This window comes from Atopobium sp. oral taxon 416 (assembly GCF_018128285.1).
In the GTDB taxonomy this organism is placed as follows: Bacteria; Actinomycetota; Coriobacteriia; order Coriobacteriales; family Atopobiaceae; genus Olsenella_L.
The window spans coordinates 1,597,775-1,613,809 of sequence record NZ_CP072380.1 but is presented as its reverse complement, the minus strand read 5'-3'; the positions used below and the strand labels follow the sequence as shown (position 1 = coordinate 1,613,809).

General features: G+C 56.3%; 16 protein-coding genes and 1 tRNA gene. 2 read left to right on the top strand and 15 right to left on the bottom strand.

From position 1 onward, the window contains the following. Positions 1-60: 60 nt before the first annotated feature. From J4859_RS08530 to J4859_RS08460, 15 genes are all read right to left on the bottom strand, one after another. Entirely contained in the window at positions 61-2,403 is a 2,343-nt protein-coding gene (locus J4859_RS08530; RefSeq protein WP_212329025.1) for a DNA internalization-related competence protein ComEC/Rec2, read from the bottom strand. Then, positions 2,396-3,145: a ComEA family DNA-binding protein gene (locus J4859_RS08525; protein WP_212329024.1), complete on the bottom strand. Its 750-nt coding sequence runs from the start codon at positions 3,143-3,145 to the stop codon at positions 2,396-2,398. The genes J4859_RS08530 and J4859_RS08525 overlap by 8 nt, the downstream gene beginning before the upstream one ends. 99 nt (positions 3,146-3,244) lie before the next feature. Beyond that, positions 3,245-4,504, bottom strand: coding sequence for a tRNA uracil 4-sulfurtransferase ThiI (gene thiI / locus J4859_RS08520; protein ID WP_212329023.1), 1,260 nt, complete (start codon positions 4,502-4,504; stop codon positions 3,245-3,247). A gap of 17 nt (positions 4,505-4,521) precedes the next feature. After that, a complete protein-coding gene (locus J4859_RS08515; RefSeq protein WP_212329022.1) occupies positions 4,522-4,794 on the bottom strand; it encodes a DNA-directed RNA polymerase subunit omega in 273 nt (90 codons plus the stop codon). A 3-nt stretch (positions 4,795-4,797) separates the two neighbouring features. Then, complete coding sequence (gmk, locus tag J4859_RS08510; RefSeq protein ID WP_212329021.1) at positions 4,798-5,373, bottom strand: guanylate kinase; 576 nt, start codon at positions 5,371-5,373, stop codon at positions 4,798-4,800. Then, complete coding sequence (mihF, locus tag J4859_RS08505; protein ID WP_212329019.1) at positions 5,373-5,681, bottom strand: integration host factor, actinobacterial type; 309 nt, start codon at positions 5,679-5,681, stop codon at positions 5,373-5,375. The genes gmk and mihF overlap by 1 nt, the downstream gene beginning before the upstream one ends. Before the next feature lie 186 nt (positions 5,682-5,867). Then, the gene (gene pyrF / locus J4859_RS08500) at positions 5,868-6,581 is read right to left on the bottom strand and encodes an orotidine-5'-phosphate decarboxylase (RefSeq protein WP_212329017.1); all 714 of its coding nucleotides are present in this window, start codon (positions 6,579-6,581) and stop codon (positions 5,868-5,870) included. Then, a complete protein-coding gene (locus tag J4859_RS08495; protein ID WP_212329015.1) occupies positions 6,578-7,501 on the bottom strand; it encodes a dihydroorotate dehydrogenase in 924 nt (307 codons plus the stop codon). The genes pyrF and J4859_RS08495 overlap by 4 nt, the downstream gene beginning before the upstream one ends. Then, on the bottom strand, positions 7,501-8,316 hold the full coding sequence (locus J4859_RS08490; protein ID WP_212329013.1) for a dihydroorotate dehydrogenase electron transfer subunit: 816 nt from the start codon (positions 8,314-8,316) through the stop codon (positions 7,501-7,503). Before J4859_RS08490 ends, J4859_RS08495 begins: the two co-directional genes overlap by 1 nt. Further along, on the bottom strand, positions 8,313-9,608 hold the full coding sequence (locus J4859_RS08485; RefSeq protein ID WP_212329010.1) for a dihydroorotase: 1,296 nt from the start codon (positions 9,606-9,608) through the stop codon (positions 8,313-8,315). Before J4859_RS08485 ends, J4859_RS08490 begins: the two co-directional genes overlap by 4 nt. After that, a complete protein-coding gene (locus J4859_RS08480; protein WP_212329008.1) occupies positions 9,592-10,530 on the bottom strand; it encodes an aspartate carbamoyltransferase catalytic subunit in 939 nt (312 codons plus the stop codon). The genes J4859_RS08485 and J4859_RS08480 overlap by 17 nt, the downstream gene beginning before the upstream one ends. A 16-nt stretch (positions 10,531-10,546) precedes the next feature. Next, positions 10,547-11,092 carry a bifunctional pyr operon transcriptional regulator/uracil phosphoribosyltransferase PyrR gene (gene pyrR / locus J4859_RS08475; protein ID WP_212329007.1) on the bottom strand — a complete coding sequence of 182 codons (546 nt, stop codon included), beginning with the start codon at positions 11,090-11,092 and terminating at the stop codon, positions 10,547-10,549. Between the two features lie 371 nt (positions 11,093-11,463). Then, the gene (locus J4859_RS08470) at positions 11,464-13,326 is read right to left on the bottom strand and encodes a glycosyltransferase (RefSeq protein ID WP_212329006.1); all 1,863 of its coding nucleotides are present in this window, start codon (positions 13,324-13,326) and stop codon (positions 11,464-11,466) included. Positions 13,327-13,357: 31 nt separating this feature from the next. Further along, complete coding sequence (locus J4859_RS08465) at positions 13,358-14,122, bottom strand: ABC transporter ATP-binding protein (RefSeq protein WP_212329005.1); 765 nt, start codon at positions 14,120-14,122, stop codon at positions 13,358-13,360. Between the two features lie 88 nt (positions 14,123-14,210). Beyond that, positions 14,211-15,044 (bottom strand): ABC transporter permease, encoded by an 834-nt coding sequence (locus J4859_RS08460; RefSeq protein ID WP_212329004.1) that lies wholly within the window; start codon positions 15,042-15,044, stop codon positions 14,211-14,213. 216 nt (positions 15,045-15,260) lie between these two features. On the opposite strand from J4859_RS08460, the gene J4859_RS08455 reads away from it, so the two are divergent. Together J4859_RS08455 and J4859_RS08450 are read left to right on the top strand one after the other, a co-directional pair. Further along, positions 15,261-15,335, top strand: a tRNA-Asn gene (locus J4859_RS08455). Between the two features lie 68 nt (positions 15,336-15,403). Further along, a complete protein-coding gene (locus J4859_RS08450) occupies positions 15,404-15,847 on the top strand; it encodes a DUF1893 domain-containing protein (protein WP_212328996.1) in 444 nt (147 codons plus the stop codon). Positions 15,848-16,035 lie beyond the last annotated feature (188 nt).

The following is a 16,035-nucleotide window of genomic DNA, read 5'->3' as shown; positions in this document are numbered from 1 at the left end:
CAGATTGCTGCTTCTCGGCATTCTTCACTCCTCAAATCTCTGGGATCCATTGTCCCTGTTTTAGCGCTCGGTGTACACCGCAATACTGTCTTTGTTTGCCTTTACCGTAATTGAGCCCACATCCTTGGTGCACAAAAACTTCGCCCCGGCGCTCTCGAGTGTATCAACACATTCCTGCGCGGGATGCCCATACTTGTTCCCTTCTCCGGCAGAATCCAGCGCGAGTTCCGGAGAGAGTCGGTGCGCTTCTTCCTCGTTGATGGAGACCTCAGAGCCATGGTGCCCGACTTTCAGCACGTCGATGTCACCTACCTGTTGCTCTATCTGCGCCAGCTGCTCTTCCTCCGCATCCCCGGTCAGAAGCCCCCGATAATGGGCAGCGCCGTTTTGATATTCCAGCAGCAGTTCGATCGAATCTCCATTCTCATCACCGGCAACCGGTTGTTTAGGCCAGACCATCTTGAGGTGAAAGTGCTGCTCAGTCAGGTTTGCTCCTGTCGTAAGCTCCTGTGCCTCTCTGCCGCTCACCGCCTGGACGGTCTCCTGCAGCTGTCGGCTCATGTGATTTTTCACCCCGTTGGCCACATAGACCTGATCCACCCCGATGCTTCCTTTCAACTCTGCCAGTCCACCGGTATGGTCCTCATGCAGATGCGTCAGGATCACCGCATCGAGATGTTCGACATGCAGCCGTTCCAACGGGGCCAAGAGTGATTCCTGCGGACCCGCATCGATCAGAATTGCCGAGGGACCTTCCTGCACCAAGATCGCATCCCCCTGTCCCACATCGAGCACCACGAGCCGCGCCGGAGCGAACCAGCGGTAGCGGATCATCACCGCGAGGACAATCAGGCAAAGCGCAGGCACGACTCTGCGCCACACGTGCGCATGCATCGTCGGCCACAGCACAATCAGAAGTATAAAGGCTGCAAGTGCGACGAGCTCAATCCATACACCTACACCTTGGATCTCGAGGCTCGCATAGGGAACGCGTTTGAGGCCATCGAGCACCCACACTGCAAAACCCGCAGCCCCATCGGCTCCCCTCAGTGCCAGTGAGGAAAGCGCTGGAAACGGGACGAAGCAGGCCGCGAGCATACCCAAGGCAATCAGGACCGTAAAGGGCAAGGTAATCAGGATGTTGGCCACCGGAGCGATCAGCGAAAGTGTCCCGAAAGTCTCGAGACAGATCGGAACGGTCACTGCCTGCGCGGTCAGCGTCGAAGCCAACGTTGCACGCACCTCGCTCTCAATCCATCTCAATGAACGGTTAAACCGGGGTGAAAACCTTCGGATATACCCGATACGTGGCACCAACCTATCGAGCAGATAGAGGCTGTAGCTGCTGAAGAGGCACAAGCCCACCACCGCAGAGACACTCAGAAGATAACCTAGCTGAGCGGTTACCCCCGAGTCGACCAAAGCAAAGCACAGTGCGACAAAACTCACCGAGCTGAGGCTGTGGCTTCTTCTCCCTAAGATCTCACCCATCAAGGCTATCGCACTCATGCACCATGCCCTGAGTGCAGACACCGGCGCTCCACAGAACAGTACAAAGAGGCCACTGGCTATCAGGCCGATCACCATCTTGTGGACCTTCGAGAGCCGTGCGTCTTCGAGCAATGCCGCGATAACTCCTGCAACAACCACGAGGTGCCCTCCGGAGACGGCCACCAGGTGAGAGACGCCGCAGGCCGCAAAGAGCTCGTCCAGACCATTGCGTTCAAGCGGTATTTCAATGCCCGCGACCGATCCGATCACCAGTGAACGCTCAGGGGTATCTGACTTTTCAAAGGCAGAGACCACCCGCTTACGGAATCCAAAGACGAGCCCTCTGAGTCCGTGGGGTCGCTCTCGATCCGTGACGTTCACGCAGCGGACTGTCGCCGCAACGCCCTGGGCGCGGCTCCGCCGTCCGTAGTCGTCATCCTCAAAGAATTTGGTTCGACCGATCAGATGAACAGTCTCTCCGTTTTCAAAGGGCATGTCCGAGGTGAGCCAAACTTCCCCATCCGGAGAACCTTCCGAACGTGCACGAGCCCGACAACGATACCCATAGGTCCCCTTGGTCGAGTCACGGGTGATTTCGAAGGTCCAGGCCGAAGGTGCCTTAGCCGCAAGCGCACTCGAAAAATCAGCCACTGAAGCAACGAGCAAGTACGCAGCAGAGAGGGAGGCGATACCAGAGACTAAGAGCAGCGTGACCAGATGCTGGTGGTACCTCCAGCTCAGTGCAGCGAGTAGTACTAGCCCTATAGTAGCTGAGACGATGATCCAGCGAGGCACACTCAGCAGTTCACTTTGATACCGAAGACAGATGCGCTCGGTGGTGATAACAACGATGAGAGCATAGAGGGTTTCAGGGATGTAGGGTCGCGCCGGCTTGTGCACTTCCTCAGACACAGATTCGGCTTTCGAGCTTTGCGTACTTCTTTTTGCCGATGCCGGAGACCCGCATCAGATCCTCTTTTGAGGTGAAGGGTCCTTGCTCCGTCCTGTTCTGGACGATCTTCTGTGCTGTCGAAGCCCCAACGCCGGGCAAGGTCTCCAATTCTTCAGCAGTGGCGGTGTTTATATTAACCACGGCGGTGTTCACAGAGCCCGAGGAGGATGGGGAAGAAACAGAAGAAGCCGCAGGAGCAGACGGCGAGGCGCTACTCCCAGATGATGGAGAAGCGGTATCGCTCTGAGTTGTCTGTGCAGTGGCAGAAGTCGCAGTGTTTTCCCCTTTTGTCGGGATATGGATCTTTGTCCCGTCAGTGATGGTAGCAGCCAAGTTGATCTGCGCGGTATCCGCATCCCCAGTGAGGCCACCGGCAGCCTCAATCGCATCTCGCACTCGGATGTCTGAGCCTTCCACGTCGAAGACCCCTGGCTGGTTCACCGCCCCATCGACATCCACTACGATCCGAGAGGTCTGTGGCTGCCCTTTCTGCTCATCCTGCTTGGATGTTGTATCGCTTTCGCTCTGTTCGGCTTGTACCGGTTGCTCAACTGTGAGCGCCGGCCGCGAAAGGAACCGAACGGCCCCAAAGCCTACCAGTACGGCACAGACCGCAATCAGGACCAGAACCGGAGAGCGGCGCCCTTTGAGACTGAGCTTGTTCAGCAGTGGTGAGGTGTGCGATATATCTCTTCTCTCCATACAAATACCTCCCTGCTCACCAGTGTGAACGGGGAGATTATCTGACAGAATTAGGATTCGCTCAGGATCTAAACAGCACTCAAACTTGCTCGAGGATGCTCACTCGTTTTGATCTGACGGCATTGCTCTGGCAGGAGCGAGCTCCACATGATGTTCACGAAACTGCTTAGGAGGACGGTAGGAGACGCATTGGTCCGCATCGATGTATTCGATGTTATCGATCAGATCGTCGATCATCCCGTCGTGGTCAAAGGAGTCCCAGGCCTCATGCACCTGATCCATCTTTGCATGAGTTTCAGGTCTGCGCGGCATAAACAGCGTGCAACAGTCCGGTACGGTCGTTGAGGAGATATCGTAGGTGTTGATCTGACGTGAGCGCTCGATGATCTCCTGCTTGTCGGACCCGATCAGAGGACGCAGCACCGGGATTGTCGCGATCTCATCGACAGCCGCGATATTCTCAAGCGTCTGGGAAGCGACCTGCCCGAGCGATTCGCCCGTGACGAGGGCTTTGGCGCCTTCGATCTTGGCTAAGCGCTGTGCGACCGCAAACATCACACGCCGATAGGTGATGATGCGCAGTTTCTGGTCGACCTTGAGGGAGATCTCGCGCTGTCTGGCACCGAACGCAACGACATAGAGTCTTCCGATCATTCCGGCAGGGGCTAGGGCTCTCACGATGTCCTGCGTGAGCCACTCTGAGGTATCTGACGTTAGGGGTCTCCCCGAAAAATGGATCGGGACACAGATTGCACCGCGGCGCCCGACCTTCCAGGTGGCAACTGGGGAATCGAACCCTGAGGAGAGCAGCGTCACGACTTTACCGGCAGTACCGACGGGCAGTCCACCGACCGCACGCTCCGAGAGCGCGTAAACAAAGACGACGCCCTGAACGACGTTGACATGAACCGTCACATCCGGATGATGGACGTCAACCTTCTTATCCGGGAAAGCCTCGCAGAGCTTGCTGCCCACGAGACGATTGATATCAAGGGTGTGCATCTCGTAATCGGTTGAGGACTTATGAGCGTGGACCTTAAAGGTCTTGAAGTCCTGCGCCTCGCCGAGTGCATCGATTGCCGCCTGGCAGTAGGCATCCTCTTCGCGTGGGCACTCGTGTGCCACCGATACCCGGGCGACGCCGGGCACCTGAGCGATTAAATTCGCTTCCGCTTTGGTTGCATCGCCCCTGAATGTAACCAAAAGATACCCCGAGATGCGGCGCACCGTTGTGACCGGGGTATCCTTCAGCGCAAACTTCAGGTTCATCACGAGCTGGTTTTCAAAGAAACCGCGGTTCTTACCTTTCAAACCGATCTCATGGTAGTGAACCAAGCAAACACGTTTTGTTGTAGCCATGTATCTAAAAACCTGGCTTACTCTTGCTTCTTGATTGCGTTATCGAAGTCCTCTTTGACATAGCTGAGCGTACCGTTGTCGATCTCCTCCATTGCACAGGAGACGGTGTCCTTACCGGACACGCCGGTGGTGATATCGTCAAAGTCACGGATCTCATTCACACGCACATGCTGGCTGTGGATCATATTGTTGATGTCACAGGCACGCTTTGAAGCGACAGAGCATAACAGGAACGGGTTGTGCTCAGTTTTCTCAAGCAGACTATCAATCTCAGGTTTTATAACTGACATGTATCACTTGCCTCCCTCAGTCTCATACCGCTCAATGGTATCAGAAAGTTCCCGTACTGCGCGGTCGACGGTGTCATTCACGATGCAGACATCGTAGTCATCCGCAAGCGTCATCTCGTGTTTAGCGTTCTTGAGCCGAAGCTCAATCGATTGCTCGTCCTCAGTACCCCGTCCACACAGGCGCCGTTCCAGCTCCTCAAGCGACGGCGGCTCGATAAAGATGAGGACCGCATCCGGCCAGACCTTTTTGACATTGAGTGCACCCTGTATATCGATTTCAAGAATCAGGGATTTGCCTTGAGCGAGAAGCCGCTCTACTTCCTTCACGAGGGTGCCGTACATGTGCCCATGTACATATGCCCATTCGACAAACTCACCTGCAGCAACCCTGCGCTTGAATTCACCCTCGCTTAAGAAATAATAGTCTTTTCCGTCAACCTCGCCGGGCCGTGGACTTCTTGTAGTCGCCGAAACCGCCAGGCCTAGCTCCGGATGCTCTTTGCGCAGCTGCGCTACGAGCGTTCCTTTGCCTGCACCTGACGGTCCCGAGATTACAAACAGTCGTGATTGTCTCGTCACTACTTTGATAGCGTCTCGACGAGCTGCTCACGCTGACGGGCTCCCAAACCCTTCACGCGACGCGTCGAAGAGATGCCGAGCTCATCCATAATCTTCTGCGCCTTTGCTTTGCCGTAGCCTGGAAGAGATTCAATGAGCGCGCTCACCTTTAAGCGATTGGCGATAGGATCATCGGAGTCGAGAACCTCCTGCAGCGTAACCTCGCCCTTTTTAATCTTTTCACGCAACTCAGCGCGTGCGTGCCGTGCTGCCGCTGCTTTCTCGAGTGCTGCTTTGCGTTGCTCATCGGTAAGTTGTGGGAGAGCCATACATCCTCCAAACATGAGAGAGCTTATACAGGAATGTACCTATAAGCTATCAAGTCCAACAGTAGACAGTTCAAGTTTGGCAATCTACCTGCGTTTTTTCAAGACCGTTCGCAATCAATCCATAAAGATACATACGATATGCCCACAATTGGCGCGCCTATTCGTCTAACTGGGCTATACTCCCTGTTAGCGAGCCAAATTGCCCACGATATCCTCATACGCCTGCGCCGGATCAGGGGCCTGGGTGATTGGGCGCCCGATCACCAACTTCGAGGCACCGTCCGCGATCGCCTGCTGCGGAGTCGCGACACGCTTCTGGTCTCCCTTGGCCGCACCCTTCGGTCTGACACCGGGCGTGACGAGCAGCACATCCTCGCCCAGAAGCTCACGCAGCATGTGGACTTCCTTGGGTGAGCAGACCATCCCGTCGGCGCCGGCACCAGTAGCCAGTTTCGCTAAGCGCCGCACCTCGTCGGTCAGTTCATGGTCAATTCCGATTGAGGATAGGGTGTCCTGATCCATGCTCGTGAGGATCGAAATTGCGAGGATCTCGGTGCGCTCACCACCGTGGGCCGCCGCCTCGACGCCGGCACGTGCTGCCTTCACCATCTCTGTGCCGCCCAACGCGTGGATGGAGAGCAGATCCGCCCCGGCTTCAGAGGCAGCCTGCGCTGCCAGGCGTACCTGGTGCGGGATATCGAAGAGCTTGAGGTCGAGAAAGACCTTGAGCCCCATCTGGTGCAGCTCGTGCACGATGGAAGGACCAGCCGAATAGTAGAGCGTCATACCCACCTTGACCCACTGGGCACGTCCGCGCAGCTTTTCGGTGAGTCTAACCGCCTCTTTCGGCTCCATATCGAGGGCGATAATTATGGAATTTCGAGCTTGCGCTTCGTTCATGCCTGTACAGCTCCTATCAATTCTGTGATATCGGTGACGCCTTGGCGCTGCGCCCACTGCGTAAGCTCGGTAAGTACCCGCTGGGCAGCCAACGGATCAACTAGGCTTGCAGAGCCAACTGAAACTGTGGTCGCTCCCGCAAGGATCATCTCCGCGGCATCCGCACCTGAAGACACTCCACCAACCCCGTTGATCGCAATATCGACCGCCTGGGCGGCTTCCCACACCATACGCACTGCGATCGGGTGGATCGCCGGGCCGGAAAGTCCGGCAGTCGCACGGGAGAGTTTGCCCTTATGAGTATTGACGTCGATTGCCATTGCCGGGATCGCATTGATCAGGGTGAGGGCGTCTGCGCCTGCATCCTCACAGGCGCGCGCGATCTTTGCTACATTGTGCGGGGCAAGCTTCACGAGCAGCGGACGCTTTGTGCGTGGCCGGCAGGCTTTCACAACCTCTGCGGCGCTCTCGGGAGTCGCCCCCACCGAGGCGCCACCCTTTGAGACGTTGGGGCAGCTGATGTTGAGCTCAAAGCCCGCGGCAAAGGGTGCCAGGGACTCAAAGAGATCAAGGGCTTCCTCATACTCCTCAATCGAGTGGCCTACCACCTGACAGATCACGCGGCAGCCGCGCTTATCGAGATCGGTGAGGTAGTCTCCATACTCCTTCACAAAGGCTTCGACGCCAGGGTTCTGGAGTCCCACCGAGTTCATGATGCCGGAGGTCGTCTCTGTCATCCTCGGCTGAGCATTGCCGCGCCAGGGTTTCGCAGAGGCACCCTTGCAGGTGATTGCACCCAGGGTACTCACGTCGAAGAAGCTCTCGAACTGTTTGCCGGCGCCGAAAGTGCCTGAAGCGGTGCAGATCGGGTTTTGCATAGCTATACCGCCCAGATTGACGGCCATATTCACGCGTGGCATCACCACTCCACCTCCTCGGCGTCAAAGACCGGACCATCCTGGCAGCAGGAGGCCACCGAGCCGTCCTTCATCGCGACCGAGCAGGTATTGCAGGCCCCGAACCCGCACGCCATCACCCTCTCCAGCGACACCTGGCACGGGATGTGCTCACGGGCAGCGATTGTCGCGACGCCCCCCATCAGGGAGTTCGGGCCGCAGCACAGAACCGACCCGTAGATCTTCTTTTCGACCAGACGCTCCATCAACTGGGTCGGGAACCCGTGGAAGCCGTAGCTCCCGTCATCAGTCGCCGGGAACACCTGTACATCAGCGCTGCTATCGAGTGTCGCCAGCTGTGCGGCGCCCTCGTGCCAGAAGCGGGTGCCGCTCTGCGCGCCCATCACGACATCGCAGTCGATGCCTCCTGTTACAAACATTCGCGCAGCAGCGTAGATCGGAGCCGCGCCGGAGCCACCGGCGACAAGAAGCGCGGGATGCTCTGTATCCTTTGGCAGTTCCCACCCGTGGCCCAGAGGGCCGATCAGGGTGGCGCCAGAGCCGACCTTCTGGTGGCAGAAGCGCTTGGTACCTTCACCCACATTCACTACATAGAGCTTGAGGTAGCTGCGGTGCAGGTCCATATCGTAGTAGGACAAGGGGATCCTCACCAAGTGACGGGGGTCGCCCGGCACCGCGACATCGACGAACATACCTGGCTTTAAGGCGGCGAGGATCGCCTCGTCGGTGCTGATCCAGATCTCCCACACATGCTCCCCTACATGGTGGCGCTCGCGCACGGTATAGGGGGCAAGGTGAGGCATATCCTGGGTACTCATTTTGTCACCACCCCATCGGTCAGTGTTCGTTTGCCTGAACAGAAGACATCTGAGGCTGCGCCAGTCAGCATCTGGCCCAGGAAGGCGGAATTTTTCGCCTTACCCTGCAGGTAGTCCGGGGTGGCCTCGATCTCCTTTCTCGGGTCGATCAGGGTGAGGTCGGCTTTGCCGCCTGCCTGGATCTTGACTTCTGAAAGCGTCAGGATCTCTCTCGGGTTCACCGCCATGACCTCAACCATCCGATTCCAGCTCATCTTGCCTGGCAGCACGAGGTGCGTGAGGATCAAGGGCAGACTCGTTTCGAGACCCACAGTACCTGGATAGGCGATCTCCCACTCGCAGTCCTTCTCGTGGGGCGCGTGCGGGGCGTGATCGGTGACGACGCAGTCGATGGAGCCATCGATCAGCCCTTCCTGCATGGCTTGCATATCGCTCTTTGGCCTCAGCGGCGGGTTCATTTTGAGGTTGGTATTGTAGGCATCGGTGATATCGTCCTCGTTGAGGAACAGATGGTGCGGCGTGACCTCACAGGTGACCGGCATCCCCTGCAGCTTCGCGTGGCGCACGAGGTTCAGGCCCTTACGGGTGGAGATGTGGCACACGTGGTAGCGGCAATTGGTGAGGCGGACGAGCTCGATGTCGCGGTAGATCTCAAGCTCTTCGCCCAGAGCCGGAATACCGAACATGCCAAGGCGGGTGGAGGCCTTACCCTCATTGATGACGCCGTTGGCGGTCAAGGACTCAATCTCGCAGTGTGCAAGCACCGTGCGGTTGAACTGCGAGACGTACTCCATGCATGTCCTCATTATCCCCGCACTCTGCACGCCATGTCCATCGTCGGAGAAGGCGCAGGCCCCCTCCATCACCATGTCCCCGATCTCTGCCAAGGCTTTGCCTTTCTCGTCACGGGTAAGTGCGCCGATCGGGCGGATGTGGACCAAGCCAGCGTGGCGGCCACGGTCGATCTGATAGCGGATCTCTGCGCCGGTGTCCGTCACCGGGTCCGTGTTCGGCATCGTCGCCACATCGGTGAAGCCACCGTGCGCCGCGGCACGGCTGCCAGTGTCGATCGTCTCTTTGTACTCGAAGCCCGGATCACGGAAGTGCACGTGCATGTCCACAAGACCCGGGACCAGATACTTGCCGGTTGCATCGATGATCTCGGCGTCCGCAGGAGGCTCGAGGTTCTCCCCCACCTCCGCGATTGTCGTGCCGTCGATCAGCACGTCCACAACATCGTCGAGACCCACCTGCGGGTCGACCACATGAGCACCTTTAAGCAGATAGGCCATCTTTGTCTCCTCCTAGAAGTAAGTACATCTCGGCCATACGGGTCAGCACACCGGCGTTGACCTGGTTCAGGATGCGCGAACGGCTGCACTCCACGACATCCGCATTGATCTCCATACCGCGGTTCACGGGACCCGGGTGGCAGATGATTGCGTTGTCCTTCATCCGGTTGACGCGGGTCATATCGAGGCCGTAGAGGCGGTTGTATTCACGCCGTGACGGAATGACCGCGCCCTCCATACGCTCCAGCTGTACGCGGAGCATGTAGATCACATCCATGTCCTCGATCACGTCGTCGAAGTGGGCGGTCTGGGGGCAGCCGAACCAGTCCGGGTCATCGACCTGGAAGGTCGGGGGTCCGACGAGTGTCACCTTTGCGCCCATCGTCTTGAGTGCCGGCGCCAAAGATCCGCACACGCGAGAGTGCGCTAGGTCACCGACGATAGCGACCTTGAGGCCGTCCAAATGCCCAAAGTGCTTTCTGATCGTGTAGAGGTCGAGCAGCGCCTGCGTCGGGTGCTGATGCTTGCCATCGCCGGCGTTGATTACGACAGCGTCGGTGTTCTCAGTGATGCGCTGCGGAGTGCCGGCTAGGCGGGCACGGCAGACGAACATATCGACGTTCATCGCGGAGATCGTCTGAATCGTATCCGCAAGTGACTCACCTTTGACGACTGAGGAGGTGGATCCACCGGCAGACAGCGAGTCTGCGGAGAGGCGCTTCTCAGCGAGCTCAAAGGAGCTCTTGGTCCTGGTAGAGGGCTCCAGGAAGAGGTTGACGATCGTGCGGCCGCGCAGCGCAGGGACCTTCTTGATCATGCGGGCATTGTTGACAGACTCAAAGGCTTGAGCGGTATCCAAGATCTGGGTGATATCGTCGGCCGTGAGGCTGTAGGTATCAATCAAATTTTTTATTGATAACATGGGTGACTCCTCCGGCCTACTCGTCCTTCTTGTTCCAAATCTCCACGGCGGTGTGATCGTCGAGCGGCTCGATGCTCATCCGTACGTCTTCCTCGTGGGAGGAGGGGACATTCTTTCCGACATAGTCTGCGCGGATCGGAAGCTCACGGTGGCCACGGTCAACCATTACGGCGAGCTGTACGGTCTTAGGGCGACCGTAGTCCATCAGCGCGTTGAGCGCGGAACGGACCGTGCGCCCGGTGTAGAGCACGTCGTCGACGAGGATCACATTGACCCCCTCAATTGAGAATGGGATATTGGTCGCGTGCACGACCGGTGAGTTGTTGATACCGAAATCATCGCGGTAGAAGCTGATATCGAGCGAGCCGATTGGGAGCTTAACCCCCTCAATCTCATCGATCTTTTGTGCCAGTTCCTTGGCCAGGATCTCACCGCGCCGGATGATCCCGACTACAACCAGATTTTGAGCGCCCTCATTGTGCTCAATAATCTCATGGGCGATACGCGTGAGTGCACGCTCTATTGCCTGCGCGTCCATAATGACCGCTTTGGGTTGCTTCATGGGTCTCCCCTTCCTAAAAAATAAGGTGCCGAACCACGCAAACGCGGCACAGGGCACCCGAGAAGGTTTTCGTGAGAGACTTCACTCAAACTTGAGCATATTCACCTTTCGGGTATCTCGTACTACGCTTTAAAGGCTGGCCTAACTGTACGACACGAAGTCAAAAATCTCAATGATAGAATCGATTATTTCAGAAAAATTTCGACGGAGGATCTGCGGAGCGATAGCGGACGTGAACAGGCAATATGTAAGTGTACAGATAATATTTGAAGCTGCTAGAGCACCCTCGCCGGTTCCCCAACTCCGTCGTATCGAGGACATGCGCCAAGGGCTTTGGAGACTGTTTTGAAGCCCTGACTCATTCAGTAAGTTTATTTTGTCTGATCCTGCCCCTCGAGCCCCAGATAGTGCTCCCAGAACACCCGGCTCGTGAGGTGGGCCTTGGCATCCAGATAGGACTGCACGACTGCAGCGTTACGGATCTGGAAGTCCTTCACCAAGTTGTGGTAACGGTCATTGAGCGCCTGCCAGCGTCGTTTGTTCATCCGCCGCACGTGTGCCTGGGTGGCGTCCTGGTTATAGGCGACCAACACTGAGTGGCCTGCGGTGAGGGAAGCGGGATAGGCGCCGCGTGCATAGTTCACCGCCACCGGCTGCCGGTCGAGGAGCCAATTCGGGATCAGATGCCGGTCATACGGCACAATTTCAAAGAGCCGTGCCGGCAGGCTGCTGCGCTTACCTGACGTGCGGACCCAGGGATTCTGTGAGGCCGGAGCCTTTCGGCACATCTCCTGATCTTCCGGACTGAGCTCATTTAAAGGCAGGAGCTTCTCGTTCTCCTTGCCCTTCTCCTTCATCAGGCGCTCACCGGAGACGCTCTCCAGGAACTTCGGACCCTTGAGGTAGTCCTCAAGACCGTCGAGTATCAGATCGCAGACGTCGTAGTTCATCGCCCTCAGGTAGATGTGGAAGGTCCGCTCGAGCCAGAGCATGAACTGCCCATTGTCCCCAGTGTCATCCATCGCATTCATGATCAAGAAATTGCGGACGTACTGATAGCGGTCAACCGTGCCACGGAATCTCCCCTCGAAGGGCTCGTGCCACACGCAAATTCCGTCCATGCACATGTAGGTCGGCTTGCAGCGCATGCCGTATTCTACATCGTCACACCGCACAAAGAAGGGCAGCGGCAAGCCGTGCTTGTGGATCGCCGTGACCGGGATACAGGAGTACCACCAGGCACCATAGGCGTGTGGCACCTCCACACTGACCGATTCATTCTCCTCAATACCCTTATAGGTATCGACCCGAAGGTTGTTGTCCTTGATCCCGTTGTAGTGCCCGTTGCGCACCACCGCGACGTCCTCAAACTGGCGGTTCGGCTCCTCACGGGAGAGCATCGCCCCATTGATAAACGCATCCTTGTAGCGATCATTCGTAAGTGAAAGTAGTGCAAAGGTGCGTTTGAAGCTCTCGGGCAGCACCCGCACGTCGTCGTCCATCAGAAGGACGTGGGTCGCTTTCCAATCGAGCGCCTCCATCATGCCGCGTGCAAAGCCGCCAGAGCCTCCTACGTTGGCATTCGGGATCACGCTGATCCCAGGGCTCGAAAGCTTCTCCACATCGAGCGTTCTGCCGTTGTCGATCACAAACATGTGGAAGTTTTTGGCAATTGGGTCGTCTAAGCCCAGTACGTGCTCCTGGATCACCTCAATGTTGCGGGTGATGTACTCCTCTTTTTTAAAGGTCGTAGTGGCTATCGCCAACTTGATGGGGCGGATTCGGTTCTCGTCGACCATCGTGTGGTAAGCGCCACCCAAGAGCTTTGTGGTGCCCGAGGAGATGATCGCAAAACCTTCGATCTCCGCGGTGCTCTTTGGGAGCGGGATGCGGATCTTCTGTGGCATATCGGATTTACCATAGCTCATAAGAGGCTGTTTGGTGAAAACCGGATACTCTGAGTCCGCAAAAAGGGAAGTCGCATAGATCTGGCAGGCATCTCCTGAAAGCGTGAGTTCCAGGATGATATCGTCGACGGACGCGTAATGACGCCACTTCTCGATTGAAAGGCCATTGAAGTAGGTCGTAAAGTCCACAATTCCGGTGAGTACTAATTCATTGTCTGTGGCATCGTAGCGGGCAGAACCCTCCTTATCGTGCCAATACAGTCCTGTATAGTGAGCTACAAGCTCGTCGGGGGCAATCAGAATATTCGCAAGTTTGTAATTAACCATACAGTCAGTTCCTTAAAAAACGCCATACCTATTACTTGTCAGCGAGCTCACTGTAGGCCTTGCATACTTCCCCGCAGGGTCCCAGCATCCGCTGTTTTCCTTTTTCGATCCACAGAACGCGCGAGCAGACCCGCCTTACCAACTCGATACTGTGGGAGACCAAAAGGACTGTCGTGTTGTCGTTCTCGACCAATTCCTGAATACGCTTCTCACACTTCTTCTGGAAGAGGAAGTCGCCGACGGACAGCGTCTCATCGACGATCAGGATATCAGGTTCGGTGATCGTCGCGATTGCGAACGCGATACGCGCGACCATACCGGAGGAGTAGTTCTTAAGCGGCATCTCCATGAAGTCCTGGAGCTCTGCGAAGTCCACGATCTTTTGGAAGTTCTGATCGATGAACTCCTTGGAGTAGCCGAGCAACGCTCCGTTCAGATAGATGTTCTCCTCTGCGGTGAGCTCCATATCGAAGCCGGCGCCCAACTCGATCAGTGGGGCGATCGTGCCCTGCACGGTGCAGGTGCCTTCAGAGGCTTCGAGCACGCCGGCGATGATCTTGAGCATCGTCGATTTGCCGGAGCCGTTGGTGCCCACAAGCCCAAAGGCTTCGCCCTTATGGACATCGAATGAGATGTGGTCCAAAGCCCTGAATTCCTTGAAGGCGATCTCATGGTGCATTGCCGCGATGAAGTACTCCTTCAGGGAATTGAACTTCTCGTTGGCTACATTGAAGATCATCGATACATCGTCGACGCGGATACACACATCATCCGGCAACGTCACTCTTTTAGCCATATGCCCCACAATGCTTTCTGATTGCTTATCGTCAGGCAACCGTCGTTAGCAGAAATCAAACAAAATCAGATACACCAGGCTCTCTCCACTAGATGTAGAGAATAAAGTTATGCTCGTGCTTGTGGAAGGCCGCATAGCCGATAACGCAGGCAAGCACCGCGAAGATAAGGCAGCGCAGAAACAGGCTGAGCGTCGGCATGCGCGCCCAGAGCATCGTGTCACGAAGCCACTCCACGTAGCAATACATCGGATTGGCAGCCTCAAAGATCTTCATGCCCGGCGGCAAAATGGACTCAGGATAGAACAACGGGGTCGCGTAGGTCCAGGCAGTCAGGACAACACCCCACAGGTGAATGACATCGCGGAAGAATGTCGCTAAGGTGCACAGGAGCAGGGACATCCCAATGCAGAAGACCACCAGAAACGCGACGCCCACCGGCATCAATAGCAGCAGCGGGGTGAACGGGATGTGAAACCAGAGCATAACGCAGAAGACGGCGATCAGCGAGAACAGGTAATTCACCGTCGCGGAGAGCACCTTCTGGATCGGAAAGATATAACGGTTGATCTTTACCTTCTTGAGTAAGCCTGCCGCATCGATAATCGAGCGCAGACCGGTGCTCGTGGCATCGCTCATCAGCTGGAAGGCGGTGTTACCGATGATCAAGTACAGCGGATAGCAGCTGATGGAGTCGTCCGCGTAGCGCATGAACGTCGAGAAGACCGCGGACATAACGATCATCATCAGCAGCGGGTTCAAGACAGACCAGGCCACGCCCAGAACCGAACGGCGGTACCGGAGCTTAAAATCTTTGGAGACCAGCTGTTGAATAATAAAACGATCTCGTTTGCGTGGTGGATACCAGGCATCTTTCGCAGAAATGGCAGCTTCGCCAGAGCTTTTACCAGCGCTCTTACTCAAAGGGACCTCCGTACCATGTATGTATCAGATTCTTAAAATTATAACTGGCTGCGCTTTATGCTAACACAGCGCAAAAAGGTTGATACGTATGTCCAAAGACTCAACAGGAAAGCCTGAATGTTTCCAACATATAAATTCATACCCCTCAAATCACTTCTCCCCAACTTTTTCCTTGCAACCTCCAGGACTTTTCGTATACTAAGTGATGCATTGCATTCCCCAGTGGCGCAGTGGTAGCGCAACTGACTGTTAATCAGTGTGTCGTAGGTTCGAACCCTACCTGGGGAGCCATTAGACATCTGGGAACTTAAAGCAGCAGGCTTTGAGTTCCTTTTTTATGCCTTGGCAAAGGAGATCACATGGGTACCACTGACAATCAGGATCTCAAACAGGCCATCCAGATTCTGCACAGCGCCGGCGTCAGCTGTGTCCTGGTAAAGGGCGACGACGTCGTCAAATCCGATAGACCGGGCGTCGCTCCCCTTCTGCAGCTCTTATACAGCGGGAAGAGCTATGAGGGATATTCCGCTGCTGACAAGATCGCCGGCAAGGCGGCCTCGATGCTCTATATCGACCTCAAGGTCAAAGCGATCCACAGCGATGTAATGGGCGAAGGCGGCAAGCAGATCCTGGCTGACTACCAGGTCGATGCGACCTATGACACACTCGTAGAGGAGATCCGAAACCGTGACGGCACCGACGTGTGCCCGATGGACAAAGCGGTGCGTGACCTTAGGGATCCTGCACAGGCACCCGCGGTGCTCAAAGCGACCATTCAGGCGCTCAAGGCGAAAAAGAATTGATTAGCCGTTATATTCAGGTTGCTGTTCGGACAGTGCAGTAGAATTGAACACACTGCTTATCGTGTTTAGCGATACAAGAATCCACCGTCAGGCGGGTTCTTTGTATATACAGGCACAAATGCCCGTATATGAGCGACTGCGTATTGGGGAGAGCGCTACCAGCAGTATAGGTAAATGCTTGTAATAGC

Bases quoted from the DNA above. Each gene is read 5' to 3' on its own strand.
- J4859_RS08495 (WP_212329015.1), bottom strand. From the start codon at position 7,501: ATGCCACGCGTGAATATGGCCGTCAATCTGGGCGGTATAGCTATGCAA.
- pyrR (WP_212329007.1), bottom strand. From the start codon at position 11,092: ATGAAGCAACCCAAAGCGGTCATTATGGACGCGCAGGCAATAGAGCGT.
- J4859_RS08515 (WP_212329022.1), bottom strand. From the start codon at position 4,794: ATGTCAGTTATAAAACCTGAGATTGATAGTCTGCTTGAGAAAACTGAG.
- mihF (WP_212329019.1), bottom strand. From the start codon at position 5,681: ATGGCTCTCCCACAACTTACCGATGAGCAACGCAAAGCAGCACTCGAG.
- J4859_RS08485 (WP_212329010.1), bottom strand. From the start codon at position 9,608: ATGGCCTATCTGCTTAAAGGTGCTCATGTGGTCGACCCGCAGGTGGGT.
- pyrF (WP_212329017.1), bottom strand. From the start codon at position 6,581: ATGAACGAAGCGCAAGCTCGAAATTCCATAATTATCGCCCTCGATATG.
- J4859_RS08450 (WP_212328996.1), top strand. From the start codon at position 15,404: ATGGGTACCACTGACAATCAGGATCTCAAACAGGCCATCCAGATTCTG.
- J4859_RS08480 (WP_212329008.1), bottom strand. From the start codon at position 10,530: ATGTTATCAATAAAAAATTTGATTGATACCTACAGCCTCACGGCCGAC.
- J4859_RS08490 (WP_212329013.1), bottom strand. From the start codon at position 8,316: ATGAGTACCCAGGATATGCCTCACCTTGCCCCCTATACCGTGCGCGAG.
- thiI (WP_212329023.1), bottom strand. From the start codon at position 4,504: ATGGCTACAACAAAACGTGTTTGCTTGGTTCACTACCATGAGATCGGT.
- J4859_RS08470 (WP_212329006.1), bottom strand. From the start codon at position 13,326: ATGGTTAATTACAAACTTGCGAATATTCTGATTGCCCCCGACGAGCTT.
- J4859_RS08525 (WP_212329024.1), bottom strand. From the start codon at position 3,145: ATGGAGAGAAGAGATATATCGCACACCTCACCACTGCTGAACAAGCTC.
- J4859_RS08465 (WP_212329005.1), bottom strand. From the start codon at position 14,122: ATGGCTAAAAGAGTGACGTTGCCGGATGATGTGTGTATCCGCGTCGAC.